We start from the raw sequence: 14490 nt of genomic DNA, 5'->3' as shown, positions 1-14490 counted from the left end.
GCGGATCGAACGTCAAGTGCTGTCAAGCCGATGTTAAGATAAGTAAAATGCACTGTCCGACAGGGGTTTGTCCTGTATGGCTGCCCCCTGTGAACGAGTGATATGCTTTCCAAATGGCAAAGGCTCTTCTCATCGACGACGACGCCGATCTCACAACGCTTCTCAAGGAGTATCTCTCCGAAGAGGGCTTCGACGTCGCGACCGCGCAGGACGGGCGCGCCGCGATCGTTCAGGCCGCATCAGGCGCCGCCGACATCATTGTTCTCGACATCATGATGCCACACATGAATGGCATCGACTTCCTGCAACGGATCAGGCGAGTGAGCAAAGTGCCCGTTCTTATGCTGACGGTCCGGGGCGACGACGTGGACCGCATCGCCGGGCTCAATCTCGGCGCCGACGATTATGTGCCAAAGCCATGCTCCCCCGGCGAGCTCGCGGCAAGGCTGAAGGCCATATTGCGCCGGGCCGGCTCCTCTGGCGCCGGCATCTCGCAGGACGCGCTCCGGGCTGGAGAATTGGCCATCCATCCGGGAAACAGGACGGCGGAATGGCGCGGAAAGCGTCTGGGACTGACAGGCACTGAGTTCGAGGTGCTTGCCCGTGCCGGTCAGCTCGTCTCCAAGCAGGAAATATCAAAGCACGCCTTCGGACGCCCCCTGACGCCGTTCGACCGGCGGATCGACGTTCACCTGAGCAGCGTCCGCCAGAAGCTCGGCACCAGGGATGACGGCCAATCCTGGATAGAAACGGTGCGGGGACAGGGCTATCTACTCCTGCAAGATGGATGATGCGTGCCCTGTTCTGGAAGTTCTTCACCATCACATGGTTGATGATGGCTGCATCAATCGCAGGTTTGTTTGCAATCGGCGCTCTACTCGATGTCGGCCCGCTCTCTCAGGACATCGGCCCGCCAGCAGCGGGTTTTCGCGCTTGACGTAGCGCAACAGTTGCTGGCGCTAGAAGGGGGAAGCTGCCAAATCGTTTGCGCGAGCCGCAAGGGCGGTGCACCAGCCCGTCGACCTTTCCATATCGGACATCGGTCCGGCGACTGCTTGCCCGGATGTCGGTACAACGAACATGCGCAACGTCGTTGTCGGTGACGCTTGCTACCGCGCGACGGTCATCGCGCAGGAACCAGGAGTTGTCGCGGAGACCTGGCCGAAGCTGGTGCCCTTGGCATCGGCCCTGATCGCAAGCGCGATCTCCGCCATCTGGCTCGCTCGCTATCTCATTCGTCCTGTCGCCCACCTCCGTCACGGCCTGAGCGCTCTCGCCTATGGCCGGTTCAACGTCCGCATCGGTGACAAAATGGACGGTCGGAAGGACGAGGTAACCGCTCTGGCTCATGACTTCGACGCCAGTGCCGCGCGCCTGCAGGAACTTCAGGAGGTCCAACAACGCCCGTTTCACGACGTGTCCCATGAACTGCGCTTGCCGCTGTCCCGCCTTCAGGCGGCCATTGGGGTGCTGCGGCAGAATCCTTCGAAGCTTGAGATAATGATGGACCGCATGGGCGGTGAGATTGAGCGCATCGACGGGATGGTTGGCGAGATCCTCACCCTCGCGCGATTGACCGCCGGCTCCGGTAGCAACGTCGTTCAAACTCTCGATCTGATGGATCTGCTGAATGGGATCATCGAAGACGCGGCTTTGGAGGGACAGGCGCGGTGTCCCATGACGGCTCCGCCACCTTCATCGCCGAGGTCAACGGGGAGCTAATCTATCGCGCCTTCGCGAATGTCATCCGCAACGCCCTGAAATATTCCCCCAACAACTCTCGCGTTTCCATTCGCTCGGAGATTATTCATGGGGCCAGGTCTGCCTGCGCCTCAAGTCGACTGGATATTCCAGCCGTTTGCGCGCGGAAGCGACACGGCGTCAAACGCCTTTGGCCTGGGCCTCGCCATCACAAAGCACGCGGTCGAGCAGCATGGCGGCCGTGTCTCGGCATCGACAGCGGCCGGTGGCGGGCTGGCAGTGGCGCTTGAGATTCCCAAGCAGGCCGGTCGAAATTTGGAATGGCGGTGAGATTGAAGCGGAGATGGAGACAGTCCGATCACGGAGTGGGCAAGCGATACCCTGGGACGCTCTAACCCGGCCCGGCATTCCTTAAAATGGTGCCTCGCGTTCTACGGTCCATCCCCCATCGCCGGCAAGCGCCGCTACCCGAGCCAGCGCTTCTTATCTCACAAGAAGCAGAGAGTGTGATATGAAAAGCGTTCCCGGAGTTTTTCTGAATCGGCTTGGTGCGATCCGGCCAAGCAAGCGAATTTGCGAACCGCAACGACAGTTTGGGCCGGGTTTACACTGAGGCCTTCAATGCACATACAGTTCGCTGTTACGTCCCGACCAGAAAAACAAGGTGTCAAACATCGATGTGGCTGCGACCTCATGCGGCTGAGTTGCGGCAAACTTTCCGTCCTTGAGAAGCTCGTGCACGAAGGCGATGTTGATCCCTTCGAAGACCGGGATCATACGCAGGCAATCTATCACCGGCTTCAGCGCCTGGACCGAACGCGTTCCGGCAGCGATACCGCCATAACTGACGAAAGCAGCAGGCTTGAACTTCCATTCGTCATGGAGATAATCGATCGCGTTCTTAAGGGCCCCGGGAAAGCTGTGATTGTATTCCGGCGTCACGAAAACGACCGCATCTGCACGCTCCACGACTGCGCTCCATTTCTTGGTATGCTCGTGCTGGTACTGATGAAGGCGCGGATGGTGCGGTTCGTCGTAGTTCGGCAGATTGAGCTCACGTAGATCGGCGAGCTCGACCTCGAACCTTCCATCAAGTCGCGCGCGCTCGACTGTCCATTCGGCAATTGGAAAGCCGACGCGGGTTGGGCGTGTGCTGCAGGCGATAACGAGAAGCTTTGGCATCTTTGATCTCCGTAATTGATGGGGTTTCGCGCGCGTGGCGGCAATCCTGGGTAAAAGTCGTCAGAGGCCCATCCGGCAAAGCCGACGGGATGAAGCCGAAATTCGGATATTGCCTCGAAAGGTTTCCGGGATACCGCGGACCAAAAATGATCGTCGGGTGTCTCAGTCATCGAATGGGGCATCGGAAGCCAACAGCAGATCGGCCGTCTTCTGGAAGTGCTCTTCCACCAGCTTCATCGCAGTATCAGCGTCCCGGGCAAGCGTCGCCTCTGCCAGCATCCGATGCTCGCCGGCAACATCACGCTCCAACCGTGCATGAGGTACTGACAGGCGGCGGTAGCGTTCGGCTTGAAGGAAAAGCTGGCCGCGAAGCTTCAGCCGCCAGGGACTTCCGCATGCAGCGACAAGCGCGTCATGAAAATTGGTATGAACAACCGCCCAGTCCGGGTGGCTTTCGCCGTTATCCGTATATTCGGGAGTCCTTGCCATAAGGTGGTTTGCAGACAAAACCTGCGTCTCCCAAGCGACGTCTCCCAGCTCGATCGAACGGCGAAGGCATTTCACCTCGATTTCTATCCGGACTGTGGTCAGATCCTGAAGATCCGACTTCGAGATCGGCGCAACCAGAAACCCGCGTTGCGGCTCCGCCACGACCATGCCTTCCGAGGTCAGCCGAGACAGCGCCTCACGGATCGCTCCAGGCCCTACATCGAACTTTTCCGAGAGATGTTCGATGCGCAGCCTTGTCCGAGGTCGGAAGGAGCCGTTCAGAATGCTCTGCTTCAGCGTATCGTAAGCTTGAACAATGCGACTTGTATTGACCATTTAGATCCTCCGCCACCTTGATGGCACAATAAAATATTTTTTTCAAAAAAAAATACTTTTGTGTCGAATATTTGGTGCCCTCGCCTTTTCTATTGTCGATTCAGTCGCATGTTTTCGAATCAATCCGAAATCATTGTTCCCCCGTCAATGACCAGATTATGCCCTGTTATGAATCCGCCTGCCGCCGCAGATAAAAACACCGCGGCACCGGCAATCTCCCGGGGGTCTGCAGCTCGACGCAATGGCGTTTTCCCGAGCCTCACCTTAAGCCCCTCTTCGTTGCTGAGGATGGGGGTGGCGAACTCGGTTTTGGTAAGTCCGGGAGAAATAGCGTTGACCCTGACATTGTCCGGTCCATGCTCCACGGCGAGATTGCGCGCAAGCTGGGCGATTGCGGCTTTGGACAGAGCATAAACGCCGAGTTTTCCATTACCACGCAGTCCAGCAATGCTTGAGGTGAAGATCACCACGCCGTCCTGGCGCTCCACCATCTCCGGAATGACGCAGTTGGCAAGCTGCATGGCGCTGTAGAGGTTTACCCGCATCGTCGCGTCGTACTCTTCGTCGCTGGCGGTTGCCATCGGCCCGAAATGGGGTGCGATCCCGGCGTTGCAGACGAGGATGTCGATCCGGCCGAAAGCCTTCCGCGTCGCCGACACCAGATCATCCAGTGCGGGATTGGAGGACACGTCGCAGCAGAAACCACGGACGTCATGGCCTCTTTCGCGAAGCGTGTTCGCTGCTTGTGCGACAGCCTGCTGATCGTTGCTGCAGATCGCAACCCGCGCGCCGGCTTTTGCCAGCTCCTCGGCTATCGCAAAGCCAATCCCGCGATGAGCTCCGGTGACGAGGGCGACCTTTCCCGTCAGGTCGAAAAGTTCGTTTGCTACAGCCATATCACGCCACCTTTTCGTACTTGGTGACCGTCTGTTCGATAGCTCCGAAGATGGAGATGCCGTCCTTGTCGAACATCTCGATTCGGACGGTATCACCGAACTTCATGAAGCCGGTCCGGTGTTCGCCATGTTCGAGCATTTCGATCGAGCGACGCTCGGCGATGCAGGCGGAGCCGACATTCCTGTAGTCGGCGTTGGAGATCGTGCCGGAACCGAAGATCGTGCCGGCGGCAAGCTTGCGGGTGCGGGCAGCGTGTTCGATCAGTTCGTAGAACGTGTAGGACATTTCCCGGCCGTTCGGTTCGCCGAACCGGATGCCGTTCCAGTCCACCCGGATCGGCAGTTCCACCTTCCCGGTCCATGCCGCACCCAATTCATCGGGCGTCACGGCAACCGGCGAGAAGGCGGTCGACGGCTTGGCGTTCATCCAGCCGAAGCCGACGGTAATCTCCCGCTTCACATAGACGCGGCAGGAGACGTCGTTGATCAGCAGGATCAGCCTGACGTATTGCGGAGCTTCTGCGGCCGTCGTGCCCATCGGCACCTCGTCCAGCACGATCCCGACTTCCGCCTCGAAGTCGATATTGTCCTCCTCGCGCGGCAACGGGATATCGCCATGCGGACGGTAGAAGTCGTCCGACATGCCCTGGTACATCAGCGGAAAGGGCGAGTTCATCTCGATCTCGGGATCACGGCCCGTCGCCTTCGCCATCAGATAGAGATGGTTCTTGAAGCAGGAACCGTCGATCCACTGGAAGGACCGCGGCAGCGGCGAAAGCGCCGTCGCCTGGTCGAAGGCGAAGGTGTTTTTGGCGAGGTCTTCGGCCAAGTCCTTGGCAAGTGCCCTGAGTTTCGGTTCGGCGGATGACCAGTCCTCGAAGGCGGTCAAAAGGTTCGGCGCGATCTCACGGGCGGAGACCGCCCGGGAAAGATCGGCCGAGACGACCACCAGTTCGCCATCTCGGGTGCCGTTCGGAATTGTCGCAAGCTTCATGTCTTCCTCCCTTCCGAATACTCAGGCATTCTTGCCGCCATAGCGGCGCACGCGGATGTCGGCCTGTTCCTTGTGGCCGGCAAAGTTTTCGATGGCGCAGAGCCGCGAGCAATAGTCGCCGATCAGTGCGGAGGCGGCATCCGTCGTCACCTCCTGATAGGTGCAGGTCTTCAGGAACTTGCCGACCCACAGGCCGCCGGTGTAGCGCGCCGCGCGCTTGGTCGGCAGCGTGTGGTTGGTGCCGATCACCTTGTCACCATAAGCAACGTTGGTGCGCGGGCCGAGGAACAGCGCGCCGTAATTGCGCATATTCTCCAGGAACCAGCGCGGGTTGGCGGTCATCACCTGCACATGTTCCGAGGCGATGCGATCGGCTTCGGAAAGCAGTTCCTCGTCCGTATCGCACAGGATGACCTCGCCATAGTCGCGCCAGGAGACCGAGGCGATATCGGCGGTCGGAAGGCGGGAAAGCTGCCGCTGGATCTGATCTTCGATCTGGTCGGCGATGCGTTGCGAGGTGGTGAGCAGCACGGCCGGAGAGGTCGGGCCATGTTCGGCCTGGCCGAGAAGGTCGGTCGCGCAGATCTCGGCATCGACGGTATCGTCTGCAATCACAAGCGTCTCGGTCGGGCCGGCGAAGAGGTCGATGCCGACCTTGCCGTAGAGCTGTCGCTTGGCTTCGGCGACGAAGGCGTTGCCGGGGCCGACCAGCATGTCGACGGGTTTGATCGTCTCGGTGCCGATACCCATGGCTGCGACGGCCTGGATGCCGCCGAGCACGTAGATCTCGTCGGCGCCGGCAAGCGCCATGGCGGCGATGGTCGCGGCCGGCGCAGCACCGTTCAAGGGCGGCGTGCAGGCGATGACGCGTTTCACGCCCGCGACCTTGGCGGTCAGCACGCTCATATGGGCCGAGGCCACCATCGGGTAGCGGCCGCCGGGAATATAGCAGCCGACGCTTTCCATCGGCACGTGGCGGTGGCCGAGCCGGATGCCCGGCAGCGTCTCCACCTCGATCTCTTTCATCGAGGCGAGTTGGGCTTCGGCAAACCGACGAATCTGCGCCTGCGCGAACTTGATGTCGTCGATGACGCCGACCGGTACGCTGGCGATCAGCGCATCGATTTCTTCTTTCGTCAGGCGGAAGCTCTCGGGCGACCACTTGTCGAACTTCACCGAAAGGTCGCGGACCGCCGCGTCGCCGCGGGTGGTCACGTCCTCCAGGATCGCCTCGACGGTCTGGCGGACCTTGCGGTCGGCCTCGGCGGATTCGGCGGCATTGCCGCCCTTTTTCAGGTACCGGATCATCGTTTCCTCACTCAGCCGCAAAACGCGGCACTCATCATTCGGCGGTCCAGCCGCCATCCACCAGAAGGGACGTTCCCGTCACCAGGGCCGCCGCATCGGAGGCCAGGTAGACGATCGCGCCCATGATATCCTCGACCCTGCCGATGCGCCCGAGCTTGATCTTCGAGAGTGTCTGCCGCCGGAATTCCTCGTCTTCGAAAAAGGGCTTCGTCATCGGGGTTTCGATAAAGGTCGGCGCCACGCTGTTGACGCGGATGCCATGCTCCGCAAGCTCGACGGCGAGCGCCTTCGTCAGGCCTTCGAGCGCATGCTTCGACGCGCAATAGATCGTCCGTCTAGCAGCGCCCACATGCCCCATCTGCGAGGTCATGTTGATGATGACGCCCGGCCGGTTCTCCACGATCAGCCGCCGCGCGAAGGCCTGCGACGTGAAGAAGGCTGAGCGGACGTTCAAACCCATGACGAGGTCGTAGTTCGCCTCCGTCACCTCGACGAACGGTCCAGGCTTGTTGGTGCCGGCATTGTTGACGAGGATGTCGAACGGCGCGTCGGCGCCTACCATCAGCGCGGCTATCGCCTGGGTATCGGTGACATCCACGGCATGGGCCGAAGCCTTCAGACCTCGGTCGCGAAGGGCCCTGGCTGCGTCTTCGATCTCCGCGAGCGTCCGCGCCGCAAGTGTCACCGCAGCCCCGGCCTCGGCCAGTGCCGTCGCCGCTGCGAGACCAAGCCCGCGGCCTGCGCCCGTCACCAGAGCATGGCGTCCGTCGAGGCGGAAGCCGGGGGAAATGGGCAGCGTCAAAGCAGCACTCATGCCGCACCCACGCCGATTTCGACCGGGTCGAGGCCCAACGCTTCCGCGACCAGCACCGCCGCACTGCCGTCATGTTTGAAACCGAGCCTGTCGGCGATTGCCGTCACAAGCGGCGGATAGGATCCGAACTGGGCCTGAAGCGCCGCATCCGGTTCGTAAGAAACAAGCGAACGGACTCGCGAGCCAAAATGAACAGCGGCACCGTCGACCAGTTCTGTCATTGTCAGGCGTAGGGCCGGAAGGTTGAAGGCGCGGCGTGGGCCGAGAGAAAAGCTCGGTAGTGCAGCCGCATGGACCAGGTTTTCGACACATCGGTACCGCGACATGAACCACGAGGATGAATCCTCTGAAACTGGACATGTAAAGGATTCGCCTGCGCGAAGAGAATGAAGGATGTCACTCATATAAGCAGAGAGATGTCCGCCCTTGACGCGTGGACGCGCCAAGATTCCTGGCAGCCGAACAGCAATACCGTCAACGAGCTTCCGCCGGGCATAATCCGCAATCAATGCCTCCAGGATAAGCTTCTGCGTGCCATAGCTCATTGAAGGCAGAGGCAGCGTCTCGTCATCTACCGACGTCTTCGGCAGCGGCACGCCAAACACCCCGATCGACGATGCGAAGACCAGTCTGGCTGGCGTTTTCTGCTGCGCGAGCAATTCCAGCATCGCGACGGCAGCTTCTACGTTGAGATTCCACCCGGCAGAATAATCTCGCTCGGCGGCGCCACCCGGAACGGCTGCCAGATGGAACAGAACATCGAATGGTTCGGCAAAAAGCTGCTGTCGAAATGAGGGATCACACAGATCGCCTTCCGCGCGTTCAACCGTCGTTGGCAGATCGGCAGGCAACATTGCATCAATCGCGACGATGGTCGGATTTGCAAATCCGCAACCAATGTCCTTCGCTACAAGGCGATGGATCAGCGCAGTACCGACAAAACCGCCGGCTCCGGTCACTCCAATCCTCACGACCTGTCCTCCCTGACCTGTTGCGCCAACTACGACGTCGTCTTCGCGGCAATCAGCTAACGTTCCGATGGGCGCGACACCGCCCATCGGTTCAAAACTACAATCTTCGTCTTCAAACGGCCTCCCGGCATTCAAGCCATGCCGGGAGGCGCATCTTCTCAGCGTGCGAACGGAATTCCGGGTACGAGGAATGCCGGGGTCGGCGGAGTTCCCCAGAGATTGATCCAGCGGCCATTCAAACCTTCGGATGCATCCCAATTGCCGGGCTGGTACACAGCATCGTTATCGATATGTGCCATCTGCACCGAATTCTCGACGATGCAGCCGTGCGGATCGGCGTAGTAAGTGAAGATGTTTTCGCCGGCCCCATGACGTCCTGGCCCCCAGGCCATAGCTCTGCCCTTGAGCGAGAGCGTGTCGGCGATCTTGACGAGGTCTTCCACTGCAAAGTGGTCAAACGCGTAATGATGCAGGACGCTGTCTCCCGTCCCCATCGCGATCGCATGATGGAAGCCGTCCTCGGCGCGGTACCATCGCAACTTGTCATCGGCGGTGCGATCCGACAACTTCATGCCCAGGACCTTTTCGACGAAGTCTCCGAATGCCGCAACGTTGGGCGCGAATGCATTGGCATGTTCGATACGCTTGGGATTGGCGCCGACACCATTATAACGCCGGGGCTGGTTGCGAGCGATCGGAGTATGTATTTCCAGGACAGCGCCACCCGGAGCGACCAGCCGGACGGCCTTGTCGTAATGTTTTCCGAGGGGCTTGTCGTCGATGATCTCCAGACCGTCGGATTGGGCACGTCGCTTCACTTCATCGACGGCCTCGACTGAGACGGCTTCGAGGCCGATCGCGATCGCGGTGCCCGATCCACCCTTGGTGAAGCTGATCTCATGGTGACGGTCATTGCTGGACAGATAGACCGTGTCGCCGTCGCGCTCGGTAATCCTCATCCCGACGATTTCGACGAGATCCTGGGCGGCATTCTCCGGATCGGGTGAGTAGAAGGCCACGTGGCCCATCTGTCGTATCATGTAAGTCATCTTATTCCTCCGCTTGCGATGCCCGAACCGTCCGCCTCACTTTTCCTTGACGACCGGATTGCTCAGAAGACCGATCTTTTCGATTTCGATCTCGCAGACATCGCCTTCCTTCATGAAGATCGGGGGTTTGTGGCCAAGGCCGACGCCCGCAGGAGTGCCGGTGACGATGACATCGCCCGGTTCAAGGGTCATGGCCGCGCTGATGAGGGAGACAAGACGCGCCACGCTGAAAACGAGGTCGCTCGTCGAGGCATCCTGTAGGACACGGCCGTTCAGCCTGGTCTGGATGCGCAGACCGGTCGCGCCGGGCTCGAGTTCGTCAGCAGTCACGAAGGCCGGTCCGAATGCTCCGGTTCCGTCGAAATTCTTACCGATCGTCCATTGCGGTGTGCGAAGCTGATAATCGCGTACCGAACCGTCGTTGAAGACGGAGTAACCGGCAACGTGCGAGAGGGCCTCGGCTTCCGATATCGCACGGCCGCCCTTTCCGATGATGGCGACCATCTCAGCTTCGTAATCGAACTGTTCGGACACCTTCGGGCACACAAGAGGCGCACCATGGCCAATCAGGCTGGAGTTGAAGCGGGCGAAGACAGTCGGATAGTCCGGCACTTTCGAACCACCCTCGGCAGCATGGTCCGCGTAGTTCAGACCAACGCAGATGACTTTCGATGCATTCGAAACCGGCGGCAAAAATTCGATCTCGGCAAGATCAACCGAGCGTCCTTGCAGAAGCACCTTGCCAGCTTCGACGATCTCGCCCGCCCGCAAAATCTCCTCAAGATTGCCTGGATAACCGGGGTCGCCGACTTTCAGACCTTTCCATGTCTTACCGTCCTGACTAACGGCCATACCTAACTTGCCATCTTCCTTAAAAGCTATGAAGCGCATCTTCTCTCCCTTCAGTGTCATGTGGCGCTCTTGTAGCGGAAGCTATGGCGACCTGTCCACAGAAAATATTTTTTCTTGCTAATTATATCTATTTGTGCGATCTCCCTCGTCGGAGCAGGGATTGCGACGTCGCAACGACCATAAGAGCCGATCCTGCGCCGAGACCTGAGAAGTCAGTAGGTGGCGCCCTGAGCGCGATTTGGGAGGATTAAATGTTTCAGAATGTGCTTCGAAGAGATTTTATGGCTTTCCTGGGCGGGGGAGCGATGGCACTTGGATTTGGATCACCGGCTTCGGCGGCAACGACCATCAGACTGGGAAGTACACCTCAACCCGGTCCCGCCGGCTGCTTTGTTGCTGCCGATACGGGGATTTTCGCAGCGAACGGCATCAGTTACGAACACCTTCTGATTGGCCTTGATCCGAACGTGCCGCCAGCATTGCTCGCAGGATCTATTGATATCGGTGTCTGCACGGTTTCAACCATTCTGCAGGCGGCAGAGAACGGGCTTGATATCGTGATTGTCGGCGGTGCCGCCGTCAGCAACAAGAACAAGCCTGATTACGGCATCGTGGTCCGCAAGGGCGGTGGAGTGAGCAGGGTTGAAGATTTGGCTGGCAAAACCATTGGCGTGCCCGGCCTTGGCGCGGTGTTCGACGTCATTCTGCGTGCCTGGCTCAGTCAAAAGGGGATAGACGTCAAGAAGGTCAAGATCGTCGAAGCAACGTTCCCGACACAACTCGACCAGATCAAAGCCGGAACTCTGGATGCGGCCATCTCATCCATCCCGTTCATGACCAACATCATCAACTCCGGCGTTGGCGAAATTCTGGCGCTTCTCCCCGCTGAACTTCCCGACAACCTGCCTCTCAATCTCTACGTTACCAAGCGCGAATGGGCGCAGAACAATAGCGAATTGCTCGCCGCTTTCCGCAAGTCCATGAAGGAGGGTGTCTCGAAGGGGCAGGCCGACCCGACGCAACTTCGCGCGAGCATCGGCAAATATCTCAAGCTGACGCCGGAGGTTCTCGCCAATTTCGGTCTGCCGACGCTCAGCCCCGAGATCAGCGAGGTCGGTTTCAACTGGTGGATGGCCGAGATGAAGCGCCAAGGCCGGATTTCGAAAATTGCCGTTGCCGATGTGATCTGGCCATAAATGGCATAGTGTCTGCCGTCAGCTCCATGTGAGCCGAACGACACGCGCGCAGATCGTCTGGGCCACTCGGTCTGCTCTCTTCAGTTCTGAGGAGGGGCGTCTGCAGGACGCTGTGCCTATTATAATGATGGTGGTCAATGCACGGGAGAGACAAAGTGGTATCAGCAGACCCGGATAAATATCTTTCACAACTGAAAAACCGGGCAGTCGGCAACTCGTCACTCTTGAAGTTGTCCGGTGTGGGTCTCTCACTGGGTGGATATGAAATCCTGCGAGACATCAATCTCGACATTCGCAGGGGAGAATTCGTTTGTGTTGTAGGCCCGTCGGGCTGCGGTAAGACGACATTGCTGCGCCTTCTCTCCGGCCTTCATCAACCCACAACCGGCACTGTCTCGATAGACGGACAAAAGGTTACGGAGCCACGACCGGATATCGCATTCGTCTTCCAGGATTACGGAAAGGCACTGCTTCCGTGGCGCACTGCCGCCGGAAACGTTTCGCTGGCGCTGGAATCGCTCGGTGTTCCGAAGGCTGAAAGACCTGATCGCATCAATGCGCTTCTCGCTAAGGTTGGACTGGCTGGGCAAGCCGAGAAATTTCCGGCTCAAATGTCCGGCGGGATGCAGCAGCGCCTGCAGATCGCTCGTTGTCTCGCTCAGCAGCCGGCCGTTCTGTTGATGGACGAGCCTTTCGGAGCGCTCGATGCGATGACGCGGCAGCACTTGCAGGACGAAGTCCTTTCCCTCGTCGCCCAATCGGGAGCTACGGTATTCTTCGTCACTCACGATCTTGAAGAGGCAATCTACCTCGGCGATCGGGTGATTGGCCTACTCCCGTATCCGGGACGCACGGCGCTCTCCATCAATGTCGATCTGCCGCGGCCGCGCAACCAGCTCACGACGCGGGAGCTGCCGCAATTCCTGCATATGCGCCGCCAGCTCTTCGATTTCATCGCGGAGGCGGAAAAAAGATGAGTGGGCCGGACAAAACTGGCGCGCGAAAAATCCGCTGGCGTGGCTTCGTTCTACCGATCGCCTTGGTGCTGCTCGCCGAAGTCGGCGCACAGGTATCGCATCTTCAAAGCGACAGCTTGGCAGCCCCGAGCGCAATCTTCGTTGCGCTTTGGAGGCAACTCGTCGATGGCACGATCCTTCTTGCTACCGTTCAGACCCTGACCGCAGCCTTAGCCGGCCTTGCGATCGGATTTTCGCTCGGGATGATCCTCGGCATATTATTCGCGGTCTTGCCGGTGTTCGATCGGATGTTCGAAGTCAGCGTAGAGGCAATACGTCCCGTGCCTCCGATCGCCCTGATGCCAATCGGGCTTCTGGTGTTCGGTTTCGGATACAGGCTAGAGTACTCGATCGTCGCCTTCGCAACTCTCTGGCCCGCGCTCATTCTGACGCGGAGCGCCGTCGCGGGGATTGAACCGAAGCTCAACGATGTCGCACGCGTGCTGCGATTCGGACTGATCGATAGAATTACAAAAATCATCCTGCCTGCTGCCCTTCCCCGAATTTTCGTGGCGTTGCGGCTGGGGGTGGGCATTTCTCTCATCGTCGCGGTCACCGTCGAGATCAGCATCAACACGCTTGGATTGGGGTATGCGATCATGAACGCACAACAGTCGCTGCGACCAGATGATGCCTTGGCGCTTCTGGTGTGGATCGGCATTGTTGGCTGGGCACTCGGCGCCATACTTCTGATGATCCAGCGAACTCTGTTCGGGCCTGCAGCACTTGTCGAGGGCACCGCATGACCCGGTCGGAACGCATAATTTGGCTCGCTGTCAGCGTTTGCGTCGGCGCGCTTCTCGTTCTGCTATGGCAGTGGATCACCGCTCAACGCCTTGTGTCACCCGTCTTCCTTCCCGGACCAGCCAGCGCTTGGAACGCGCTACTTCGCGGCGTGGAAAGCGGTGTTTTGATTGACAATACGCTCGGAACAGTGCGGCGAATGCTGTATGGTTGGCTGCTCGCATCACTCTTGGGCATCGCGATTGGCGCCTTCATCGGTATCTCGCCACGCATTCGCGAATATTTGGGACCCGGTGTCGAGTTTCTGCGTCCGTTGCCGGCTTCGGCCGTCGTGCCCTTGGCGATAGCGCTACTCGGCCTCAGCGAAACCATGGTGCTGGCTGTCATCGCCTTCGGAGCAATCTGGCCTATGCTTCTGGCCACGATTCATGGGTTCTCTGCAGTCGAGCCCCGGCTTTACGAAGTTTCGCGGATGTTCAGGATGTCGCGTGGAGAGGTCATCTTCAAAATCGCGCTGCCAAGTTCGATGCCGGATATCCTTGCCGGAATGCGGCTTGGCCTGACCGTGGCGCTGATCCTCTCGGTTGTCGGTGAAATGCTAGCCAGTCAGGAAGGTCTGGGTAGCTGGATTCTGCTCGCGGCTCGGGCCTTTCGCGCGCCAGATCTCTATGCAGGGATTATTGTGCTCGGCGGGCTTGGTTATCTGACATCGGTGATTTTCGCCACGATAGAGCGGCGCCTGCTGCGCTGGCAACAGAGACACTGAATCAACTTAGACTTCAGAACTGACTATGGTCAGTCGTTTCAACTACCTGTGGTGGTCGTGGTTCAATCACGACGGCCTAATCTAGAGGAGAAGACGGAGACCGTGCGATCACGCTGTGGCTTCGCCTTCCACTGGCAGGTTAGGATCCTAAACGCGGTCTGTTGATCTCGAACAAT

The 14490-nt window shown here is 59.2% G+C and carries 17 protein-coding genes; 8 read left to right on the top strand and 9 right to left on the bottom strand.

The window, feature by feature from the left end; genetic code table 11:
• The first annotated feature begins 113 nt into the window (after positions 1 to 113).
• The 4 genes from G6L01_RS23385 (at position 114) to G6L01_RS23370 (ending at position 2031) form a co-directional block, all read left to right on the top strand.
• Positions 114 to 791: a response regulator transcription factor gene (locus tag G6L01_RS23385; protein WP_071205890.1), complete on the top strand. Its 678-nt coding sequence runs from the start codon at positions 114 to 116 to the stop codon at positions 789 to 791.
• A complete protein-coding gene (locus G6L01_RS23380; RefSeq protein WP_345799434.1) occupies positions 788 to 937 on the top strand; it encodes a hypothetical protein in 150 nt (49 codons plus the stop codon). The genes G6L01_RS23385 and G6L01_RS23380 overlap by 4 nt, the downstream gene beginning before the upstream one ends.
• A 143-nt stretch (positions 938 to 1080) precedes the next feature.
• On the top strand, positions 1081 to 1722 hold the full coding sequence (locus G6L01_RS23375; protein WP_337692723.1) for a histidine kinase dimerization/phospho-acceptor domain-containing protein: 642 nt from the start codon (positions 1081 to 1083) through the stop codon (positions 1720 to 1722).
• Between the two features lie 87 nt (positions 1723 to 1809).
• A complete protein-coding gene (locus G6L01_RS23370; protein WP_337692724.1) occupies positions 1810 to 2031 on the top strand; it encodes an ATP-binding protein in 222 nt (73 codons plus the stop codon).
• A gap of 288 nt (positions 2032 to 2319) precedes the next feature.
• Here G6L01_RS23370 and G6L01_RS23365 read toward each other — a convergent pair whose 3' ends face one another.
• The 9 genes from G6L01_RS23365 to G6L01_RS23325 all read right to left on the bottom strand — a co-directional run bounded on the left by G6L01_RS23365 (position 2320) and on the right by G6L01_RS23325 (position 10631).
• The gene (locus G6L01_RS23365) at positions 2320 to 2883 is read right to left on the bottom strand and encodes an NADPH-dependent FMN reductase (RefSeq protein WP_071205887.1); all 564 of its coding nucleotides are present in this window, start codon (positions 2881 to 2883) and stop codon (positions 2320 to 2322) included.
• 162 nt (positions 2884 to 3045) lie between these two features.
• Positions 3046 to 3708: a GntR family transcriptional regulator gene (locus G6L01_RS23360; protein ID WP_071205885.1), complete on the bottom strand. Its 663-nt coding sequence runs from the start codon at positions 3706 to 3708 to the stop codon at positions 3046 to 3048.
• A 119-nt stretch (positions 3709 to 3827) separates the two neighbouring features.
• Positions 3828 to 4604, bottom strand: a complete 777-nt coding sequence (locus tag G6L01_RS23355; protein WP_071205883.1) for an SDR family NAD(P)-dependent oxidoreductase — start codon at positions 4602 to 4604, stop codon at positions 3828 to 3830.
• 1 nt (position 4605) lies between these two features.
• On the bottom strand, positions 4606 to 5598 hold the full coding sequence (locus tag G6L01_RS23350; RefSeq protein ID WP_071205881.1) for a fumarylacetoacetate hydrolase family protein: 993 nt from the start codon (positions 5596 to 5598) through the stop codon (positions 4606 to 4608).
• A gap of 21 nt (positions 5599 to 5619) precedes the next feature.
• Complete coding sequence (hisD, locus tag G6L01_RS23345; protein ID WP_071205931.1) at positions 5620 to 6906, bottom strand: histidinol dehydrogenase; 1287 nt, start codon at positions 6904 to 6906, stop codon at positions 5620 to 5622.
• 34 nt (positions 6907 to 6940) lie between these two features.
• Complete coding sequence (locus tag G6L01_RS23340) at positions 6941 to 7720, bottom strand: SDR family NAD(P)-dependent oxidoreductase (protein ID WP_071205879.1); 780 nt, start codon at positions 7718 to 7720, stop codon at positions 6941 to 6943.
• The gene (locus tag G6L01_RS23335; protein ID WP_081356552.1) at positions 7717 to 8778 is read right to left on the bottom strand and encodes an NAD-dependent epimerase/dehydratase family protein; all 1062 of its coding nucleotides are present in this window, start codon (positions 8776 to 8778) and stop codon (positions 7717 to 7719) included. The genes G6L01_RS23340 and G6L01_RS23335 overlap by 4 nt, the downstream gene beginning before the upstream one ends.
• 71 nt (positions 8779 to 8849) lie before the next feature.
• Positions 8850 to 9740, bottom strand: coding sequence for a VOC family protein (locus G6L01_RS23330; protein ID WP_071205877.1), 891 nt, complete (start codon positions 9738 to 9740; stop codon positions 8850 to 8852).
• A 36-nt stretch (positions 9741 to 9776) separates the two neighbouring features.
• A complete protein-coding gene (locus tag G6L01_RS23325; RefSeq protein ID WP_071205875.1) occupies positions 9777 to 10631 on the bottom strand; it encodes a fumarylacetoacetate hydrolase family protein in 855 nt (284 codons plus the stop codon).
• A gap of 266 nt (positions 10632 to 10897) precedes the next feature.
• Here G6L01_RS23325 and G6L01_RS23320 point away from each other — a divergent pair, with 266 nt between their 5' ends.
• The 4 genes from G6L01_RS23320 (at position 10898) to G6L01_RS23305 (ending at position 14314) form a co-directional block, all read left to right on the top strand.
• Positions 10898 to 11788 (top strand): ABC transporter substrate-binding protein, encoded by an 891-nt coding sequence (locus G6L01_RS23320; protein WP_174089339.1) that lies wholly within the window; start codon positions 10898 to 10900, stop codon positions 11786 to 11788.
• Between the two features lie 224 nt (positions 11789 to 12012).
• On the top strand, positions 12013 to 12765 hold the full coding sequence (locus G6L01_RS23315) for an ABC transporter ATP-binding protein (RefSeq protein ID WP_234892425.1): 753 nt from the start codon (positions 12013 to 12015) through the stop codon (positions 12763 to 12765).
• Positions 12762 to 13550, top strand: a complete 789-nt coding sequence (locus G6L01_RS23310; protein ID WP_071205869.1) for an ABC transporter permease — start codon at positions 12762 to 12764, stop codon at positions 13548 to 13550. The genes G6L01_RS23315 and G6L01_RS23310 overlap by 4 nt, the downstream gene beginning before the upstream one ends.
• Positions 13547 to 14314: an ABC transporter permease gene (locus G6L01_RS23305; protein WP_071205867.1), complete on the top strand. Its 768-nt coding sequence runs from the start codon at positions 13547 to 13549 to the stop codon at positions 14312 to 14314. The genes G6L01_RS23310 and G6L01_RS23305 overlap by 4 nt, the downstream gene beginning before the upstream one ends.
• Positions 14315 to 14490 lie beyond the last annotated feature (176 nt).

It is taken from the genome of Agrobacterium vitis (assembly GCF_013337045.2).
Lineage (GTDB): Bacteria > Pseudomonadota > Alphaproteobacteria > Rhizobiales > Rhizobiaceae > Allorhizobium > Allorhizobium vitis_B.
This window is presented reverse-complemented; position numbering and strand designations above follow the sequence as displayed.

Coding starts and splice junctions, on each gene's coding strand:
- G6L01_RS23385 (WP_071205890.1), top strand. CDS start 114: ATGGCAAAGGCTCTTCTCATCGACGACGACGCCGATCTCACAACGCTT.
- G6L01_RS23350 (WP_071205881.1), bottom strand. CDS start 5,598: ATGAAGCTTGCGACAATTCCGAACGGCACCCGAGATGGCGAACTGGTG.
- G6L01_RS23365 (WP_071205887.1), bottom strand. CDS start 2,883: ATGCCAAAGCTTCTCGTTATCGCCTGCAGCACACGCCCAACCCGCGTC.
- G6L01_RS23360 (WP_071205885.1), bottom strand. CDS start 3,708: ATGGTCAATACAAGTCGCATTGTTCAAGCTTACGATACGCTGAAGCAG.
- G6L01_RS23305 (WP_071205867.1), top strand. CDS start 13,547: ATGACCCGGTCGGAACGCATAATTTGGCTCGCTGTCAGCGTTTGCGTC.
- G6L01_RS23320 (WP_174089339.1), top strand. CDS start 10,898: ATGGCACTTGGATTTGGATCACCGGCTTCGGCGGCAACGACCATCAGA.
- G6L01_RS23335 (WP_081356552.1), bottom strand. CDS start 8,778: ATGGGCGGTGTCGCGCCCATCGGAACGTTAGCTGATTGCCGCGAAGAC.
- G6L01_RS23355 (WP_071205883.1), bottom strand. CDS start 4,604: ATGGCTGTAGCAAACGAACTTTTCGACCTGACGGGAAAGGTCGCCCTC.
- hisD (WP_071205931.1), bottom strand. CDS start 6,906: ATGATCCGGTACCTGAAAAAGGGCGGCAATGCCGCCGAATCCGCCGAG.
- G6L01_RS23375 (WP_337692723.1), top strand. CDS start 1,081: ATGCGCAACGTCGTTGTCGGTGACGCTTGCTACCGCGCGACGGTCATC.
- G6L01_RS23325 (WP_071205875.1), bottom strand. CDS start 10,631: ATGCGCTTCATAGCTTTTAAGGAAGATGGCAAGTTAGGTATGGCCGTT.
- G6L01_RS23340 (WP_071205879.1), bottom strand. CDS start 7,720: ATGAGTGCTGCTTTGACGCTGCCCATTTCCCCCGGCTTCCGCCTCGAC.
- G6L01_RS23370 (WP_337692724.1), top strand. CDS start 1,810: ATGGGGCCAGGTCTGCCTGCGCCTCAAGTCGACTGGATATTCCAGCCG.
- G6L01_RS23330 (WP_071205877.1), bottom strand. CDS start 9,740: ATGACTTACATGATACGACAGATGGGCCACGTGGCCTTCTACTCACCC.
- G6L01_RS23310 (WP_071205869.1), top strand. CDS start 12,762: ATGAGTGGGCCGGACAAAACTGGCGCGCGAAAAATCCGCTGGCGTGGC.
- G6L01_RS23380 (WP_345799434.1), top strand. CDS start 788: ATGATGCGTGCCCTGTTCTGGAAGTTCTTCACCATCACATGGTTGATG.